This is a genomic window from Roseiflexus sp. (assembly GCF_057785375.1).
This window is the reverse complement of sequence record NZ_JBYNRX010000060.1, coordinates 16,726-34,632: the sequence shown is the minus strand read 5'-3', so window position 1 is coordinate 34,632 and position 17,907 is coordinate 16,726. Positions and strand designations below refer to the sequence as shown.

13 protein-coding genes are annotated in these 17,907 nt (G+C 62.8%); 6 read left to right on the top strand and 7 right to left on the bottom strand.

What is annotated here, in order from left to right; translation table 11 throughout:
- Positions 1–126: 126 nt before the first annotated feature.
- The 6 genes from AC3EA7_RS10940 to AC3EA7_RS10915 all read right to left on the bottom strand — a co-directional run bounded on the left by AC3EA7_RS10940 (position 127) and on the right by AC3EA7_RS10915 (position 8,056).
- Complete coding sequence (locus AC3EA7_RS10940; RefSeq protein WP_488614087.1) at positions 127–1,308, bottom strand: acetyl-CoA C-acyltransferase; 1,182 nt, start codon at positions 1,306–1,308, stop codon at positions 127–129.
- Between the two features lie 13 nt (positions 1,309–1,321).
- A complete protein-coding gene (locus AC3EA7_RS10935) occupies positions 1,322–3,745 on the bottom strand; it encodes a 3-hydroxyacyl-CoA dehydrogenase NAD-binding domain-containing protein (protein ID WP_488614086.1) in 2,424 nt (807 codons plus the stop codon).
- Between the two features lie 83 nt (positions 3,746–3,828).
- Positions 3,829–5,085: an acyl-CoA dehydrogenase family protein gene (locus tag AC3EA7_RS10930; protein ID WP_488614085.1), complete on the bottom strand. Its 1,257-nt coding sequence runs from the start codon at positions 5,083–5,085 to the stop codon at positions 3,829–3,831.
- Positions 5,086–5,095: 10 nt separating this feature from the next.
- Positions 5,096–6,190 carry an acyl-CoA dehydrogenase family protein gene (locus tag AC3EA7_RS10925; RefSeq protein ID WP_488614084.1) on the bottom strand — a complete coding sequence of 365 codons (1,095 nt, stop codon included), beginning with the start codon at positions 6,188–6,190 and terminating at the stop codon, positions 5,096–5,098.
- A gap of 18 nt (positions 6,191–6,208) precedes the next feature.
- Positions 6,209–6,760 (bottom strand): SCP2 sterol-binding domain-containing protein, encoded by a 552-nt coding sequence (locus AC3EA7_RS10920; RefSeq protein WP_488614083.1) that lies wholly within the window; start codon positions 6,758–6,760, stop codon positions 6,209–6,211.
- A 714-nt stretch (positions 6,761–7,474) separates the two neighbouring features.
- On the bottom strand, positions 7,475–8,056 hold the full coding sequence (locus AC3EA7_RS10915; RefSeq protein WP_488614082.1) for a hypothetical protein: 582 nt from the start codon (positions 8,054–8,056) through the stop codon (positions 7,475–7,477).
- 445 nt (positions 8,057–8,501) lie between these two features.
- On the opposite strand from AC3EA7_RS10915, the gene AC3EA7_RS10910 reads away from it, so the two are divergent.
- The 6 genes from AC3EA7_RS10910 (at position 8,502) to AC3EA7_RS10885 (ending at position 14,764) form a co-directional block, all read left to right on the top strand.
- Entirely contained in the window at positions 8,502–9,767 is a 1,266-nt protein-coding gene (locus AC3EA7_RS10910; protein WP_488614081.1) for a branched-chain amino acid ABC transporter substrate-binding protein, read from the top strand.
- Between the two features lie 98 nt (positions 9,768–9,865).
- Positions 9,866–11,047 (top strand): branched-chain amino acid ABC transporter permease, encoded by a 1,182-nt coding sequence (locus AC3EA7_RS10905; protein ID WP_488614080.1) that lies wholly within the window; start codon positions 9,866–9,868, stop codon positions 11,045–11,047.
- A 4-nt stretch (positions 11,048–11,051) separates the two neighbouring features.
- The gene (locus AC3EA7_RS10900) at positions 11,052–12,416 is read left to right on the top strand and encodes a branched-chain amino acid ABC transporter permease (RefSeq protein ID WP_488614079.1); all 1,365 of its coding nucleotides are present in this window, start codon (positions 11,052–11,054) and stop codon (positions 12,414–12,416) included.
- A 35-nt stretch (positions 12,417–12,451) separates the two neighbouring features.
- Positions 12,452–13,222, top strand: a complete 771-nt coding sequence (locus AC3EA7_RS10895; RefSeq protein ID WP_488614078.1) for an ABC transporter ATP-binding protein — start codon at positions 12,452–12,454, stop codon at positions 13,220–13,222.
- A gap of 212 nt (positions 13,223–13,434) precedes the next feature.
- On the top strand, positions 13,435–14,148 hold the full coding sequence (locus AC3EA7_RS10890) for an ABC transporter ATP-binding protein (protein ID WP_488614077.1): 714 nt from the start codon (positions 13,435–13,437) through the stop codon (positions 14,146–14,148).
- Positions 14,149–14,200: 52 nt separating this feature from the next.
- On the top strand, positions 14,201–14,764 hold the full coding sequence (locus AC3EA7_RS10885; RefSeq protein ID WP_488614076.1) for a hypothetical protein: 564 nt from the start codon (positions 14,201–14,203) through the stop codon (positions 14,762–14,764).
- Positions 14,765–14,779: 15 nt separating this feature from the next.
- On the opposite strand, the gene alr is transcribed toward AC3EA7_RS10885, so the two are convergent.
- The gene (gene alr, locus AC3EA7_RS10880) at positions 14,780–17,314 is read right to left on the bottom strand and encodes an alanine racemase (protein ID WP_488614075.1); all 2,535 of its coding nucleotides are present in this window, start codon (positions 17,312–17,314) and stop codon (positions 14,780–14,782) included.
- Between the last annotated feature and the right edge of the window lie 593 nt (positions 17,315–17,907).

Here is a 17,907-nt window from a genome sequence, read left to right as displayed (position 1 = left end):
CCGGAGGGACAGGTCGGAGACCGGCCCCTCCGGCCTGTCCCTCCGGCCGGCGCGTGTACGGGCAGGTCGGGGACCTGCCCCTGCTGTTGCGATCGGTCCCCGTAAGGGCAGGTCGGAGACCTGCCCCTACTGCCCCAACATCTCCACCACACCCGCTGCGCCCATGCCGCCGCCGATGCACATGGTGATCAACCCGTACCGTCCACCGCGCCGCCGCAGTTCGTGCAGGATCTGCACCGTCAGTTTCGCGCCGGTGCATCCCAGCGGATGCCCCAGGGCGATGGCGCCGCCGTTGACGTTGACCTTCTCTTCGTCGAGTTCGAGCGCCCGGATGACCGCCAGCGCTTGTGCGGCAAAGGCTTCATTCAGTTCGATCAGGTCGATCTGATCAAGGGTCAGTCCGGCCAGTTTCAGCGCCTTCGGCACTGCCAGCACCGGACCGATCCCCATAATCTCCGGCGGTACGCCTGCGACCGCGAACGACACAAAGCGCGCCAGCGGCTTCAACCCCAGCGCGTCAGCCTTTTCGCGGCTCATCACCACCACTGCTGCCGCGCCATCGCTCGTCTGCGACGAGTTGCCGGCAGTGACCGTGCCGTTCACCGCGAAAACCGGCTTCAACTTCGCCAGCGCCTCAGCCGATGTGTCGCGGCGCGGTCCTTCGTCGGTGTCGAAAACGGTGGCAGTGCGCTGCACTTTACCATTCTCGAACCAGACATGTTCGACTTCGACCGGCACGATCTCCTCTTTGAATCGTCCGGCATCGATGGCAGCGATCGCGCGCTGGTGCGACCGCAGCGCAAAGGCGTCCTGGTCTTCGCGGCTGACCTCGTAGCGCTTTGCCACGTTCTCGGCAGTCAACCCCATGCCAAGGTACACATCGGGGCTCATCTCGGCCATTGCCGGGTTCGGCGCGAAATGATGCCCGCCCATTGGCACGGCGCTCATACTCTCCGCGCCTCCGGCGACGATCACATCGCCCATCCCGCTCATCACCTGTTGCGCCGCCAGCGCAATCGTCTGCAACCCCGAGGCGCAGAAACGGTTGACCGTCTGCCCCGGCACGTCGTTTGGCAGACCGGCGCGCAGCAGCGCGACGCGCGCCATATTCAGGCCCTGCTCCGCTTCCGGCATAGCGCATCCCAGGATGACGTCGTCGATCTCTTTTGGGTCGAGACCGGGCGCGCGCTCGACTGCTGCCTTGATAACAGTCGCTGCCAGGTCGGTCGGATGCACACTGCGCAGCGCGCCGCGCGGCGCTTTGCCAACCGCAGTGCGAACGGCGCTGACAATCACTGCTTCCCGCATGGTTCTTTCTCCTTTAATTCCGCAATGGCTTGCCGGTTTGCAGGATGGCCATGATCCGTTCCTGCGTCTTCGGTTGCTGGATCAACTGGCTCGCCTGCTCGAACTCCAGATCGAGGAAGTACTGCTCGGTGACCCACTGCGGCTGTGACAGGTCGCCGCCGCACATCACATACGCCAGCGAGCGCGCCAGTTTCATGTCGTAGTCGCTGATGTAGCCGCCCTGGCGCATGCCGTACACCATCGCATTCACGGCAGCGATGCCGCGCCGTCCGATGGCGTACACCGGCTCGCCCTCCGGTGGAACCGGCGTGTACCCCTCGGCGACCATCAGCAGCACTTCCTTCTTCGCCTCGGCGATCAGGCGCTCGCGGTTCATCACGATCTTGTCGTCGTCCATCAGGTAGCCGAGTTGTTTTGCCTGCACAGCGCCAAGTTCGCTGACCTTCGCCATGGCAATCGTCTCGAACGCCTGTTGCAGGTAGGGGAGCGGATCGGCGCCAGGGGTTTTGACATGCGGCGACACGTGGCGCTGGACAAACTCCTTGCAACCGCCCCACGCCGGGATCAGACCGACCCCCAGTTCCACCAGACCCATGTACGTCTCAGCGGCTGCCACTCGTCGCGCTGCCGCCAGGCAGACCTCAACGCCGCCGCCGAGCACGCGGCCATACGGCGCGGCGACAATCGGCTTCGGGCAAGTGCGAAAGCGGAAGAACAGGTCCTGCGTTCCTTTGGCGAATTTCGCCGACTCCTCCGGCTTGCCGCCCATAACGCCCATCAGCACCACCCCCAGGTTTACGCCGGCGCAGAAGTCGGATGACTGATTGCCGATGACCATGCCGACCCAGCGGTCGTCCTGGAGCGTTTCGAGCGCCTTCCAGCCCATTTCGGCGATTAGCGGGTCAATGGCATTGACTTTAGCGTGGAACTCGAAGCAAAGCACGCCATCTCCCAGGTCGATGAGCGAGGCGCTGTGGTTGCGCGCGACTTCTTTGCCCTGCGCGCGCAGATCGTCGAGCGACAGCACCCCTTCCGGCGGCGTGTACTCGACATAACGCGACTCGATGGGATTCCAGACGCTGACGATCCGCCCGTTCTCGCGCTGGTAGAAGCTTTCGCCGCCTTTTGCCAGCATCTCCTCGACCCACGGCGCAATGGCGATGTCACGTTCACGCATGCGCTCGGCGGTCTTGCGCACACCGAGGGTGTCCCACACCTCGAAGGGACCGAGTTGATGGCTGAACCCCCAGCGCATGGCGCGGTCGATATCGACGATGCTGTCGGAAATCTCCGGGATGCGGCGCGCCGTGTACGCCAGCGTGCGCAGCATCGTCTCGCGGATGAAGACGCCGGCGCGGTCGGTGTCGGCGTTGTCGATCAGGAAGCGCAGGCGCTCCTGAAGGTCTTCGATCTTGCGCGCCTTGCCGACGAGGTCGAAGCGCGGCTTTTTCGGCGCTTCGTGCTCCATCGTCTGGAGGTTGAGGTGCCAGAACTCACGCCCGGATGCGCCTTTGGTTTCTTTGTAGAAACCGACGCCGGTCTTGTTGCCCAGCCATCCTTTTGCCGCCATCGCCTCGACTTCGGGCGCAATCTTGAGCGCCTCGCGCTCCTCATCGTCGGGCAGCGCTTCGTAGAGGTTGCGTTGCACGTGGAGCATCACATCAATGCCGACCAGGTCGAGCAGGCGGAAGGTGGCGGTCTTGGGTCTGCCGATCAGTTCACCGGTCAGACTATCGACTTCCTCGACCGTATAGCCATTGCGCAGCGCATACCCAACGGTCGTAGCGATGTCGTAGCTGAAGATGCGGTTGCCGATGAAGTTAGGGCGATCCTTGCACACCACCACGCCCTTACCGAGGGTCACATCGGCGAAGCGACTGATCGCCGCGACGACGGCGGGATCGGTATCGGGAGTTGGAATGACTTCGAGCAGGTAGAGATAGCGTGGCGGATTGAAGAAGTGCGTTCCCAGGAAATGGCGGCGGAACTCCTCGGAGCGCCCGGCAGCGATGGCGGCAATCGGAATGCCGGAGGTATTGGACGAGACGATGCTGCCCGGCTTGCGCACCTGTTCGATCTTCTCCATGAGGGTGCGCTTGGGTTCGAGTTGTTCGATGATCGCCTCAACGATCCAGTCGGCGTCGGCAATCAGTCCCAGGTCGTCCTCCACATTGCCGATGACAATTTTGGAAATCGACTGTGGATCGAACAGCGCCGCCGGGCGGGCGTTCTTGATGCGTTCCAGCCCGGCTTTGACGAAGTGATTGCGCACCTCCTTCGATTCGAGCGTCAGACCGCGCTTTTCCTCATCGGGTGTCAGTCCAGGCGGAACCGCATCGAGCAGCACGACCTGCAATCCGGCATTGATGCAATGTGCGGCAATGCCGCCGCCCATCGTACCGGCGCCAATGACGGCCACTTTCTTGATCTGGGTCATCGGTGACTCCTTGATGTACAGAAACAGAGAAGCGGGGACGCTTCACCGGCGCCCCCTGCTTCACCTTCGCACGACCATGCGCATCAGCGCAACTCGCGGCTGGTATAGCCGAGCAGGCGGCGCGCAACGATCAGGCGATTGATCTGACCGGTGCCCTCGTAGATGTCGTTGATACGAGCATCACGCATCCACTTCTCGACCAGCAGTTTACACGAATACCCTTCGGGACCGAGCAACTCGACCGCCTTCTGCGAGACATAGGTCGCTACCTGGCCCGCTTTGACCTTCGCCATCGACGCTTCGAGCGCATTCTCCTCGCCGGCGTCCATCTTGGTGACGGCTTTCAGCACCAGGAGCCAGCCGGCGCGATGTTGCATCTCCATATGAAGCAGGTCGCGCTCGACCGCCGTCTGCAGATGGGGAGCGATGCCATAGCGCACCTTCACCCCGCGATCCTTCAGGTACGAGACGGTGAACTCGAGCGAGGCGCGCGCAATGCCAAGCGCCGACGCCGCCACCAGCGGACGGGTGGCGTCGAACGTCTTCATCGCACCCTTGAACCCCTTGTGTTCCGTGTCGCCCTTCGCAACTTCGGGGCTGCCAAGAATATTATCATACGGAATGCGACAATCGGTGAACACAATCGCCGCCGTATCCGACGCCCGGATGCCGTGCTTGTGCTCCAGTTTCGTGACAGTCATCCCCGGCGTGCCGGCTTCGACGACGAACGGCTTCATACCGGCGCGTCCCGCCGACGGATCGACCGTCGCCCACACGACGACGAAGCCGCGCGACTCTTTGGCAGCCATCAACCCGCCAGTGACGAAGATCTTCTCGCCGTTCAGGATCCACTCCTTGCCATCTTCGGAAAGGCGCGCCGTGGTGCGGATGGCGGCAGTATCGGATCCGGCGTGCGGCTCAGTCATCGCCATCGCCGCCCATTTTGGCTCACCCTCGCCAAAGCGCTTCAGGAAGCGCTCCTTCTGCTCCGGCGTGCCGGTCGCATCGACCGCCGCGCCGCCGAGCGCGCCGCCGGGGGTGCACAGATACAACCCGGCGTCACCCCACGAGAGCGCCTCGACCACGTGCGCCAGCATCAGGTAGCCGATGCGCGGGCGCGGCTTGCCCTCCTTATCCGTCTTCTCCTTGCCATCTTCGACCGAGAATGAGCGCCCGCCGCGTTCGCGGATCGTGGGCCAGATCAGGTTGATATAGTCCCACGGGCGCTCTGTTTCGTGCTCGTCGTAATAGCGCGCAACCGGGCGCATCACCTGCTCGCCGAGCATCGTGATGAACTGCACCTGGCGCTTAATCGGGGTTGGTATCTCAAAATCGATCATGGTCGTCTCCTCACACCATCGCAAGACCAAGGAACGTGCTGAACCCGCGCCCATTGCGCAGCCAGCGCTCGACCGGATGTTCGCGAATGTAGCCGTGACCGCCAAGGATCTGCACGGCGCGGTCGGTCATCATCAGCGCCATTTCGTCGGCGTATGCTTTGGCGAGCGCCGCCTGCTGCGCGGCATTGTGCCCCTTATCGAGGTGCCACGCGGCTTCGTAGGTCATCAGGCGCGCCGCATCGACCTCGATCGCCATCTCCGCCAGCATGAAGGCAATCGCCTGGTTCTGGGCGATCGGCTTGCCGAACGCCTCGCGCTGCTTGGCGTAATCGCGCGCATACTCAAAGGCGCTGCGCGCCACGCCGACCGCCAGCGCCGCCAGCGCGACCCGCGAATAGTCCATCAGGCGGTCGATGTCGATGCCCTGTTCGCCGCCCACCCGGCACGATATCGGTACGTAAACGTCGTCCAGCCGCAGTTCATAGGTCGGCAGCGCACGGATGCCCATGAAACTTTCGCGCTCCAGCACCTCCAGCCCTTCCGTGCCGCGCTCGATAATGAACGCCTGCGTCGTCTCCCCCTCGCGGGCGTACACCAGGAACGCATGCGCATCGGCAGCGAGCGGCACGAGCGCTTTGTGCCCGGAAATCTCGTACACATTGCCTTCACGCTCGGCGACGGTGTGGAGCGCGTGCGGGTCGAAACTCCAGCGCGGCTCGATCAACGCTGCCGTGTAGTGCGCAAAGCCGCCTTCCATGAGCCGGGGAAGCCATTTTTCCTTCTGCTCTTTGGTGCCGTAGTGCAGGATGGGTATTGCAAACAGATTGGGGGTCATCAGGTAGAGCGCCATCGACAGGTCGCCGTAGCCGAGCTCTTCCGCCGCCAGCACGCCGGTCAGCGCCTGATGCGTTTCGCCGAAGCCGCCGTACTGCTCCGGAATGGCGCTCGGCAGCAGGCCAAGGTCCCACCCGCGGTTGATGATGTCGGGCGGAATGGTGCGCTTCTCGTCCGCCTCGTAGGCGGCGGGGCGCATGTGATCCGATGCGTAGCGACGCACCGTATCGATGATTAACTGCTGTTCTTCCGACGGAGTAAACGAGATCATAGCCATGTCTCCTTTGTGTCAACCGCTCAGCGCGCCGATCTGCATCAGCAGCGGCAGGCTGCCTTCAAACCGCAACTTGCCCATCATAAACGCCATCTGCCCATTCAACTCACCCGACAGCATCTGCCGGTAATCATCGGTGGTCATCCGCAGCGTGACCGAAGGTTCGGGTTGGCCGCCAAAGATGCTGACGCTCTCGAACAGGCTCTCGTCAGAGCGGGTCAGTTCCAGTTTGACCGTTCCGCGCAGATTTTTCACCACCTCGACCTTCCGCCGCAGAAAGTAGTCGATAAACGGCTCGTGCGCATCGCTTTCCGCAGCGGAGCGCCAGTTGTCGTAGGAGAGCGTCAGTTGCAGATCGGCGCCTTCGATGCCGCCATCGACGAATTCGATGGATGAACCCGCGATCTTCAACCCAAACACGCCGCCCTGATCGCCTTCACCCTCGATCGTGTACGTCACCGTCAATTCAGGCTGCGAGAGAACCTCTTCCGATGCGCCCGCAATCGCTTCCGCGAATCGCTGTGGCACAATCTGCGAAAAGTACGCTGCCGGAGTCATGTCGCTCATGGGGTGTGTGTCCTCCCTGTCGTGTTAGAATACCTGTTTTCGTGGCAGATTGTCATGGTTGAACCAGACGCCGACCGTTGCGATGTGACGGGTGTGGCGCAGGTGTTCTCAGGATAAGGTGCGCGATGAAGAACGCTGCGGTAAAGCAGGCGCGAACCATGTTGCGCAGACCGGCGCATGCGTCGAAGGAGCATGACTGCGCAACTCACAGGCCATCCATCACTGGCGTCATTCCTGTCCACACTGACACTATCAGACATCGTCGGGTCGGGGGTGGTCATTCCTATGACGCAATGTACCATGAGGATGTTGTGAACATGTTGCGGGAATGTTGAGAAAGGTGTGAGGGGCGAGGGGCGAGAGGGGCGAGGGGCGAGAGGGGCGAGAGGGGCGAGAGGGGCGAGAGGGGCGAGGGGCGAGAGGCGAGAGGGGTGCCCGGCGCGTCAAGCGGGCGGGCAGGCGGGCAGGCAGACTCCTCACGCCTCGCGCCTCACGCCTCGCGCCTCACGCCTCACGCCTCGCGCCTCACGCCTCACGCCTCGCGCCTCACGCCTCACGCCTCGCGCCTCACGCCTCACGCCTCGCGCCTCACGCCTCACGTCTCGCGCCTCTTGCCTCTTGCCTCACGTCTCGCGCCTCTTGCCTCTTGCCTCACGTCTCGCGCCTCTTGCCTCTTGCCTCACGTCTCGCGCCTCTTGCCTCTTGCCTCACGCCTCACTCCCCGGCAACCTCCAGGAGCAACACCTGCTCCAGCGGCGGGTCGGGGGGCAGATCAAAGATCAGCGTCAACCCGCGACCTTCGGGCAGCGGAATGGTGAACTTGAAGTCGGTCGTGGCGCCGGGGGCGAGGGTTGCGCCGCCGCTCGACCCGGTGGCATACCGTACACCGCGACTGTCGCGGAAGGTAAAAGCGCCTGGCGGGATGGTCGCCTCTCGATCGCCGAGGTTGCGCACACTGCCGCGCACGACCATCTGATCACCGTTGCGGCGCAGATCATTGACGCGCACCTCGATGCGCGGACTGGCCGCCATCGGGGTCAACGCTGGCGCGACCTGCCCGCCGGAGAGCCGTTTGTGCAGATCATCGAGCGCGCGCAGGAGATCAGGGGGCGCCTGCGGCGCTTCGATGCGCGGCAGGTCGCGCGCCAGATCGCCTGGAGCGGGCGGCTGCGCTGCAAAACGGCGCGTCAACTCCGGCATGCCAGACCTGCCGTTCATGCCGCCGATGGCGATAAGCGCCAGCGCGATCAGCACACCGAGCGCAACCATGAATAAGGGTGAGCGTTGATCATGCATGCCTCTACTATACCAGGAGTTGCCGCCCTTAACGAAACTTGACAAATCTGCTCGATATAGGTACACTCCCATCATCATAACCCAAAGGGTTGGTCTCATTGCCCTGCAGCCGACGGCAACTGCATCCTGTCGGCGTCGAGGACGCACCCTTCGCCCACAGATGCGTGTCGCGCTCAGGATCGGGCAGTTGCAGCCATCGGTGCAACGCAGCACCGCCTCTCCGTTGAGGCTCTTCGCCTGGATGCAATGCAAAGGCGTTATCGATTCATCGATGGCTGCGATAGCACAGAAAGGAGGTGGCAGGCTCGAAACTCCTGGCAGACGCCGCGCATACGCGAGGTGGTTCAACGCGGGCAGCCGCCGCGACTGGAACGTTCAGGCAGTATGTATTCCTGGTACAGATGCTCTGCGTAACAGATTCTCTTAGCTCACAAGGAGAAGCACCATGATGAAACGTGTCAGCGCATTTCTCATCTTTGCGCTGCTGGGCGCGCTGTTGGCGGCCTGTGGCGGCGCGCCGGCGGCGCCAGCTCCCACAGCCGCTCCGACGACTGCGCCTGCCGAAGCGACGCCCGCGCCGGCGCCGCCTTCCGGCGGCATGACCGGTACGATCAAGATCGCCACCCAGAGCCCGCTCTCCGGTCCGCAGGCGGCGCTTGGCGTCGGTATTCGCAATGGCGCTGAACTCGGGCTTGCGCAGCTGGGCAAGACCCTGACCGATATGGGCTTTACGGTCGAACTTGCGCCCTTCGATGACCAGGCGAAGCCAGAGGTCGGCTCGGCGAACGCCAAGAATATCATCTCCGACAACGACATCCTCTGCCTGGTCGGGCACCTGAACTCGGGCGTGGCGCTCGCCTCGCTGCCCGACTACCAGGCTGCCAGCCTGGTAATGGTCTCACCGGCCAATACCAACCCGAAGATCACCGAGAGCGGCTATCCGAACGCCTTCCGCATCGTGGGGCGCGATGATGTGCAGGGCGCGGTTGGCGAGGAGTTCGCCCGCACCGAACTGAACATCAAGAGCGTTTACATCATCCACGACAAAACCGACTATGGGCAGGGCGTGGCGGAGTTCTTCCGCCAGAACGCCGAGAAGAACGGCATCACGGTGCTGGGCTTCGAGGGTACTGAAGAGAAGTCGGTGTTCGACTCGATCCTGACCCCCATCCAGGCGGCGAACCCGGATCTGGTCTACTTCGGCGGCATTTACGACCAGGCGGCGCCGCTGTTCAAGCAGGCGCGCGACCGCGGCATCCAGGCGGCGTTCCTGGGACCGGACGGTCTCGACTCGCCGGTACTGCTCGAAGTTGCCGGCGATGCGGTGAAGGGCATGTACTACACCTCAGTCGCCGCGCCAGTTAGCCAGTTCCCCGACGCTGCCAAATTCGCTGAGGAGTATCAGTCCAAGTACAACGAGGCCGCGCCGCCATTCTCGGCGCAGGCATACGATGCGATGGGCGTCTGCGTCCAGGCGATCGCCAATGCCGCCAAGGCGGCCAATGGCAAGCCGACCCGCGCGCAGGTGCTAGAAGCCATGAAGACCCTGGGCACATTCAAAGGGATTACCGGTTCGTATGAGTTCAATGCCAAAGGCGACCCGGTGAAGGGCACCTACTTTGTGCTTCAGGTCAGCACTGAGGCGGGCGCTCCTGCGGAAGTCTGGAACAAGAACGCGGTCGTCAAGCGCCTCGAGATTGCAGCGCCGTAAGGAAGCCCTCTTTAAGCGATCGACATAACCGAATTGACCCGAAGTGTTTCTGACAAACACTTCGGGTCTTATCAAAACCAGGGGAAGAGTCACGATTCATGGCAGTTGAAGCAACGACAGGCTCGGAGCTGGTTCTTACTCGTCGCTCCTTTCGCTCGTTTATGAGCGACGTCTTTGGTCCTCTCCTTCAGGTGTTCCTGTTTGTCATCGGCAGCGCCGTCGTGCTTGGCGGCATTGTCCTTTTGCTCGCCCTGGCGCTCCGCGGCGCCCGCACCGATATCGATCTGTTGCAGGGTACGATTACGATCCTGCCGCAGGTGATCATCGATGGTCTGGTGCGCGGATTTCTCTACGCCACCATCGCGCTTGGCTATACGATGGTGTATGGCGTGCTAGAGTTCATCAATTTCGCCCACGGCGAGATCTTCATGGTGGGCGCCTTCGTGGGCGCCTTTTTCAGTGCCGCACTGGCGTCGTCGGGCATGCTGACGACCCTCAGCCCGATTCTGTTTGTCATCGCCGCCGTGTTCCTTGGTATGGCGGTCTCAGGACTCCTGGCAATGTCGATTGAACGGGTCGCCTACCGTCCCTTGCGCGGCGCGCCGCGTCTGGTGCCGCTGATCTCGGCGATTGGCGTTTCGCTGGTGTTGCAGGACGTGATGCGCATGATTGCGGTCAATACCGGTCTGGGCTTCAATGCGCAGTTCCGCACGCCGGACCTCGGGCAGCCGCTGGTGCTGGCGCAAATGCCGATTGCCGACGATCGCACCATACCGGTCAGTATCGATAGCCGCTCGCTGATCTTTATCGTGGTGGCGATCATCATGTTGATCGGGCTGAATTATCTGGTCAATATCACCAAACTCGGCAAGGCGATTCGCGCAGTGGCGCAGGACCGACCGGCAGCCAGTCTGATGGGGATCGACGTGAATCGCGTGATTGCCGTTACCTTTCTGATCGGCGGCGCGCTCGGCGGCGCGGCCGGCATCCTGTTCGGCATGCGCGTTGGTTCGATCAACCCCTACGTCGGGTTTCTGCCCGGTCTCAAAGCCTTTACTGCTGCGGTGCTCGGCGGCATCGGCAATATCACCGGCGCAATGGTCGGCGGGATTGTGCTTGGCTTCCTGGAAGCGTTCGTCGCTTCGTACCTCTCGCTCTTTACCCGCGGGCAATTCTCAGGAGCGAGTTATGCCGACATTGTGGCGTTCAGCATTCTCATCCTGATCCTGATCTTCCGGCCTTCCGGCTTGCTGGGCGAAGTGGTGACGCAAAAGGTGTGATCGTATGACAGCAGACAATCGGCAGGTTGGTCAATCGGCGTCGCTCTGGGGGCAACTCCGCGCTATGGCGGGGCGCGGTCCTGCGCCGTATGTGCTGACTCTGGCGTATGCCGCCATTGTGTCGGCGTTGCTGCTCCTCAACCCGACAACCGGACTCGGCGCCGACATGGTCGTTGTGCTCTTCCTGCTGCTGATGTTCGTGATCTACCGCGCGCCGACCATGCTGGCGTTCAAGCTGACGCTTGGCACCATCCTGCTGGCGGTTGTGATGCCGATCTTTGGCGTGCTCAACCCGTTCTACATCGATGTGGTCACCAAGGCGGGCATGTTTGCCGCGCTGGCGCTCGGGCTGAATGTGGTGGTCGGGTTTGCCGGTCTGCTCGATCTGGGGTACGTGGCGTTCTTTGCGGTTGGCGCGTATCTGTGGGGCATCTTCAGTACGCCGCAGATTTCCAATATCGTGCCGGGTATGGAACCGCTGCATGGGTCGTGGTTCTGGCTCTTCCTGGCGATCGGGCTGGCGGTCGGCGCTTTTTTCGGTGTGCTCCTCGGTCTGCCGGTGCTGCGGCTGCGCGGCGACTACCTGGCGATCGTCACCCTCGGTCTCGGTGAGGTGATCCGCGTGCTGGCGACGAACCTCGACCGGCCGATCAATATCACGAACGGTGCACAGGGCATCAAAGATGTGGGGCGGCCGCCGTTGTTCATCGAGCCGTTGTTTCAGTCGCTGGGGATTACGGTTTCGCGGTTGCAGGAGTACCAACTCTATTTCTATTTCCTGGTGCTGCTGGTGCTCGCGCTTACGGTGTTCGTCGTTCATCGGCTGAACGACTCGCGCATCGGGCGGGCGTGGACGGCCATTCGTGAGGATGAAACCGCCGCAATTGCAATGGGTATTCCGCTGGTGCGGATGAAACTGCTGGCGTTCGCCGTTGGTGCGTCGTTTGCGGGCACGATGGGGGTGATCTTCAGCGCGTTGCAGACGTTCATCAATCCGCCGACCTTCGATCTGCTGCGGTCGATCGGCATTCTATCGATGGTCATTCTCGGCGGGATGGGGAGCATCCCCGGCACGATGCTCGGCGCGGTGATTGTCACGCTGCTTGACCTGCAACTGTTGCCGCGCATCGCCAGTGAACTGGCGGCGCTCCAGCGGCGCGGCGTGCCGATCCCGTCGTGGTTCGACCCGGCGCAGTATCAGCGCCTGCTCTTCGGGTTGCTGCTCGTGATCATGATGATTTTCCGGCCCGAAGGCCTGCTGCCGGAGGATCGTCGCCGCCAGGAGTTGCACCACGACGAGCCCGAGCCGGCGCCCGAGTCGAAGAAGGTGTCCCAGGTCGCAGAGTCCGCACAAAGCGCTGAAGGGTGAGAGGGTTTGTTGTGGCGCTTCTGGAAGCAAAAAACGTGACCAAGCAGTTTGGCGGCCTCACGGCAGTGAACGATGTATCGCTCACGATTGAGGCGGGCAGCATCGTCAGCGTGATCGGTCCCAACGGCGCCGGGAAGACGACGTTTTTCAACGTGCTGACCGGCATCTATAAGCCGACGAATGGGACGATCGTCTTCGATGGCAAGGATATCACGGGGTTGCGTCCCGACCAGATTACGGCGCTGGGCATCTGCCGGACGTTCCAGAACATTCGTCTGTTCAATGCGATGACTGTGCTCGAGAATGTGCTGGTGGGCATGCATACGCGTCTGAATGCCGGTTTGTGGCAGATTCTCTTTGGCACTCCTGCCGTTCGCGCCGAAGAGCGAGCGTCGCTCAACCGTGCACGCGAGTTGCTCAAGTTCGTCAATCTCGATCATCAGCGTAATCAACTGGCGCGCAATCTTCCTTACGGCGATCAGCGTCGCCTGGAGATTGCACGGGCGCTGGCATCGTCGCCGAAACTGATCCTGCTCGATGAGCCGACAGCCGGCATGAACCCGCAGGAGACCGCCGAGGCGACGGAATTGATCCGGCGGCTGCGCGATGAATTGGGTATCACCGTCGTTTTGATCGAACACGATATGCGGGTGGTGATGACGATTTCAGAGCGGATCACCGTGCTCGACTATGGCACCAAGATTGCTGAAGGACTTCCCGACGAGATCCGCTCCAACCCGCGCGTGATCGAAGCCTACCTGGGCAAGGGCGCCGCCGCCCATGGGGTGGAACAGGTGGGAGGTTGATGGTGAATGTGGAAAGGTGAAAGGGGGAGGGTTGAAGGTCGCAGGTGGAGGCTGGTCGCGCCCGCATGCCGGCAAGACGCCTGCGCTCCCGGGGAGCAGGAGGGAGGGCTGGTCGCCGGCAAATTGTGGGGATTGAAGGCGCTGAGGATAAGCAGGCGCTCGAACCCCTCACCCATCGTTCTCAGTTCTTGGTTCTCAGTTCTTGGTTCTCTATGCCACTTCTCGAACTCAAAAACGTCCATACCTACTACGGCAGCATCCACGCCCTGAAAGGGATCTCACTCTCGGTGGAAGAGGGTGAGATTGTCACATTGATCGGCTCGAACGGCGCCGGCAAGAGCACAACCTTGCGCACGATTTCGGGGCTGCTGAAACCCAGGCAGGGCGAGGTGCTGTTCAGAGGCGAACGGATTGATCACCTGCCGCCGCACAAGATCGTCGAGATGGGCGTCATTCAGTCGCCGGAAGGGCGCCGTATCTTTCCACGCCTGACGGTGCGCGAGAACCTGGAAGTCGGCGCGTTTCTCCGCAACGACAAAGCTGAAATTGCTAGAGATATGGAGCGGGTATTTCACCTGTTCCCGCGTCTGTATGAGCGTCTTAACCAGCGCGGCGGCACCCTTTCCGGCGGTGAACAGCAGATGCTGGCGATCGGACGGGCATTGATGGGTCGTCCACGGGTGCTCCTCCTCGATGAGCCGTCGATGGGTCTCGCGCCGGTGCTGGTCGAGCAGATTTTCAGCATCATTGGCGACATCAACGCCCAGGGAACGACGATCCTGCTTGTGGAGCAGAACGCGCTCATGGCGCTGGCAATCGCCCATCGCGGCTATGTGCTGCAAACGGGGGAGATCGTTCTGGCAGATACCGCAAACGCGCTGCGTGAGAATAAACTTGTCCAGCATGCGTACCTCGGCATAGGGTAGGGCGCAGCAGACCTGCCTCCAACAGCGCTGTTGCTCGTGAAATGATGCGTGTATGAGGTTGCGCCTGCTTTTTGCAACGGTGGGGCTGGCGCTTGCTGGTTCGTTGGCGGTCATGTTCGCCCTGATCAGCGGAACGAACATATCTGGAGCGCGCGACGAACAGATGCGCGCTGAGCAGATATGGTACGCGCAGCCTCGCAATCACTACCGGATCGTCATTCGGCAGCGGACGCGCACCGGCGTCTGCGAACAGGATCTCGAAATCCGCGACGACCGCGTGCAGATGGTGCACCTCAATCAGTGTGCGCAACCTCCGATCTGGACAGTGCCCCGCCTCTTCAGTTGGGTGAAGCAGCTTGGCCAACCTGCTGGCCTCTGTTACCCTTCGTCCCTTCAGTGCACCTGTCGTGTTTCCACGCACCTGCAGGTTCTGTTCGATCCACAATCGGGATATCCCAAACAGGTTCGCTACGAATGGGGATTGCGCCCAAACTGGGAAAACCTGCACTACTGGCAATCGCTCGTGTTCGATAGCAATGGGATTGACTGCGCCCGGCGTGCGCGGGGTGGCGGCGCCGTCGAGTTGACCGTCGTCTCGTTGACGCTTCTTCCCTGAACTGCAAAACGCGGCTTATTCCAGAATCTCCCGCGGCACCCGCGGCAGTATCGTCGCCACCACGTCGTAACTGATCGTCCCCAGCCACCCGGCAACCTCGTCAGCCGTGATCCGCTCATCGCCCTGTGCGCCAATCAGCGTGACGAGGTCGCCGCGCTGGACGCCAGGAATGTTGGTGACATCGATCATCGCATAGTCCATACAGATTCGCCCGACGATTGGTGCACGCTGGCCGCGCACCAGCACCGCGCGCCACGCCGGCGCCCGCCGTAGACCATCGGCGTATCCTACCGGGATCGTTGCAATGCGGGAGGCGTGCCGGGTCACGAATGTTCCGCCATACGACACCGGCGTTCCAGGTGGAAGGTCACGCACCTGCGCCACTTCGGCATGGAACGAAAGCGCCGGTCGCAGCGCCGGCGGCAGCGGCGTCGATGGTGAAGGCGCGAGACCGTAGCAGGCAATACCAGGGCGCACCATGTCGAATCGCGCTGCCGGCAGACGCAACAGTGCTGCGCTGTTGGCGGCATGGACGAGTGGCGGGCGCAAGCCAGCGGATGTGATTGTTTCCAGTGCTGCGCAAAAGCGGTTGAGTTGCGCTTCTGCGGCGCTCAGGTCGGCGGCGTCGGCATCGGCAAAATGGGTGTACAATCCCTCGACGCGCACACCCGGCATAGCGGCAAGCGTCTGCAAAAACGGTCCCAACTCCTCAACGCTCAGTCCGGTACGCGCCATGCCGGTATCCACCTCGATGTGCACAGTGATGTTCAACCCGGTCTCTGTCGCTGCGGCGCATGCGCGGGCAGTATCCGGATCAAAGACAGTAATGGCGACACCCAGTCGTGCCGCGTGCGCCACCTGCCATGGCGGGGTGTAGCCGAGCACCAGAATGGGCGCGCCGATCCCGGCTTCCCGCAGGGTTCGCGCCTCGCCGAGCGTCGCCACTGCCAGCGTTGTTGCGCCGCCAGCCAGCGCAGCGCGCGCGGCGCGCACCGCACCGTGACCGTAGGCGTCCGCCTTGAGCACCGCCATGAGTGGCACACCGGCAATCGCGCGCAGTGCGCGCACATTGTCGCGGATCGCGTCCAGATCGATCCGCACCCACGTCGGGCGGTCGGGATCGGCGATGCGCGTCGCACGCCATCCGGCATCCTGACGAACCAGCGCCTGCGCAACGTTCACCGACGGAGCGACCAGTGCTGCAACCAGGCGTTCCAGGCGTGCAGCAGCGCCGCCGCACACCAGGATCAGATCGCCTGCGCCAAGGTCCGAGGGAATGGCGTCGAGCGCCGCCGTGATCGTGTGAACGACTGTCACCGGCAGATCGGGGCGCAGCCGTTGCACTGCGCGGATTACCGGCGTTCCGGCATCGCCTTTCCAGACCAACACATCGGCGACCTGCGCTGCGAGTCTGCCGATAGCCGCGTACATGTCGCCCCCTGCGTCAGGATCGTCACTGTCGGCAGGGAGGTCTCCCAGCACTGCAATCCGGCGTTGTGCCGGGAGCGCTGCCAGGGTGCGCAGCGCTGCCAGCATCGCCGCCGGTTCAGCGCCGATGGTATCGTCAAGGAGCAGTGCGCCGTTGCGCACCGGGTGCGGACGCAGACGACCCGCAGGCGGCTCGACGTGCGTCAGCCGTGCAGCGGCTCGCTCCAGGCTCATCCCGCACGCCAGCCCTGCGCCTACTGCCGCCAGCGCCGCGCCGACTGCCGGTTCGCCGATCAGCGGAATGACGGTATCGACCGACGCGCCGCGATACAACAGGCGTATGTGGGCGCCGTCGAGACCATACCGGCGCACCTCCGCACGCAGATCGCACCCGGCGCCGGTTCCGAATGTCAGCACCTGAGCGTGGGTCATCGCGCGCAGCGCCGCCACCGCCGGATCGTCGCCATTGAGCACAACCCATCCGTCGTCGGGCAACGCTGCAGCCAGCGTCCCAAACTCGCGCACCAGCCCGGCCACCGAGCCAAATGCCGACAGACGCATTGGGCTGGCGGATGTCATCACCGCCACATGCGGCGGAAACAGCGCCGTCAGGCGCTGGAGTTCGCCGGGATACGCCGTCCCATATTCCAGCACAGCGAAGCAGTGATTATCCCGAAGACGCGCAAGCGACACCGGTAGCCCAATCAACGAATTGAAACCGCGGCGGCTGCGGAATGTCGGTGCAATGCCCGCCAGAACCGCAGCAATGGCGCGGGTTGCCGATGTTTTGCCGACGCTGCCGGTCACACCGACGACCAGCGGCGCAACCTGGCGCAACCGGGCGGATGCCCAGCGTGCTGCGAGCAGCGCCGGGTCATCGGCGATAATCACCGTAGTTGTGGCGCTTACCGTCGGCGGGGTTTCACAGACGACGCCAGCAGCGCCGGAAGCCAGCGCATCGGCGATATACGCATGACCATCGTTGCGTGGGGTGCGAAGCGCAAGGAACAATTCCCCCGCACCCGTCAGCCGCGAGTCATACGAAAAACCGGTGAAACGGCGCGCAACCGGGGGCGCTGCCAGCCGCCCGCCAGCCGCCAGGAGGTCGTCGAGGTCGATCATCCCATTCTCCCGTCGCAACATACCAGACCAGCATAATGTACCACTTTGTGATCACACGGAGGCGCGAAGGCGCAAAGGTGAATGGTTCCTGGTTCTCATCGAGCGATTAACCCAACCCGGATAATCTCACACGAACGTGCGGTCAGTCAGACAAGATGTTCGCGCGCCCGGTTCGCACGGCGTACCGATCCACAACGCCCTGGCATCAGCAGCCCCGGCGGGGCTTGCACGTGCGGTGAGCGCAGTCGAACTGCGTCCTCAGCGAGGGCTTTCGCCCGCAGCGCCCCGGCAGTATGGCACGAATGACCGCGCATTGGTATCAGTTCTCGGTTCTCACACGAACGTGCGGTCAGTCAGACCAGATGTTCGCGCGCCCGGTTCGCACGGTGTACCGATCCACAACGCCCTGGCATCAGCAGCCCCAGCGGGGCTTGCACGTGCGGTGAGCGCAGTCGAACTGCCTGCAGTGAGCATGGTCGAACTGCGTCCTCAGCGAGGGCTTTCGCCCGCAGCGCCCCGGCAGTATGGCACGAATGACCGCGCATTGGTATCAGTTCTCGGTTCTCAGTTCTCGGTTCTCAGTTCTCAGTTCT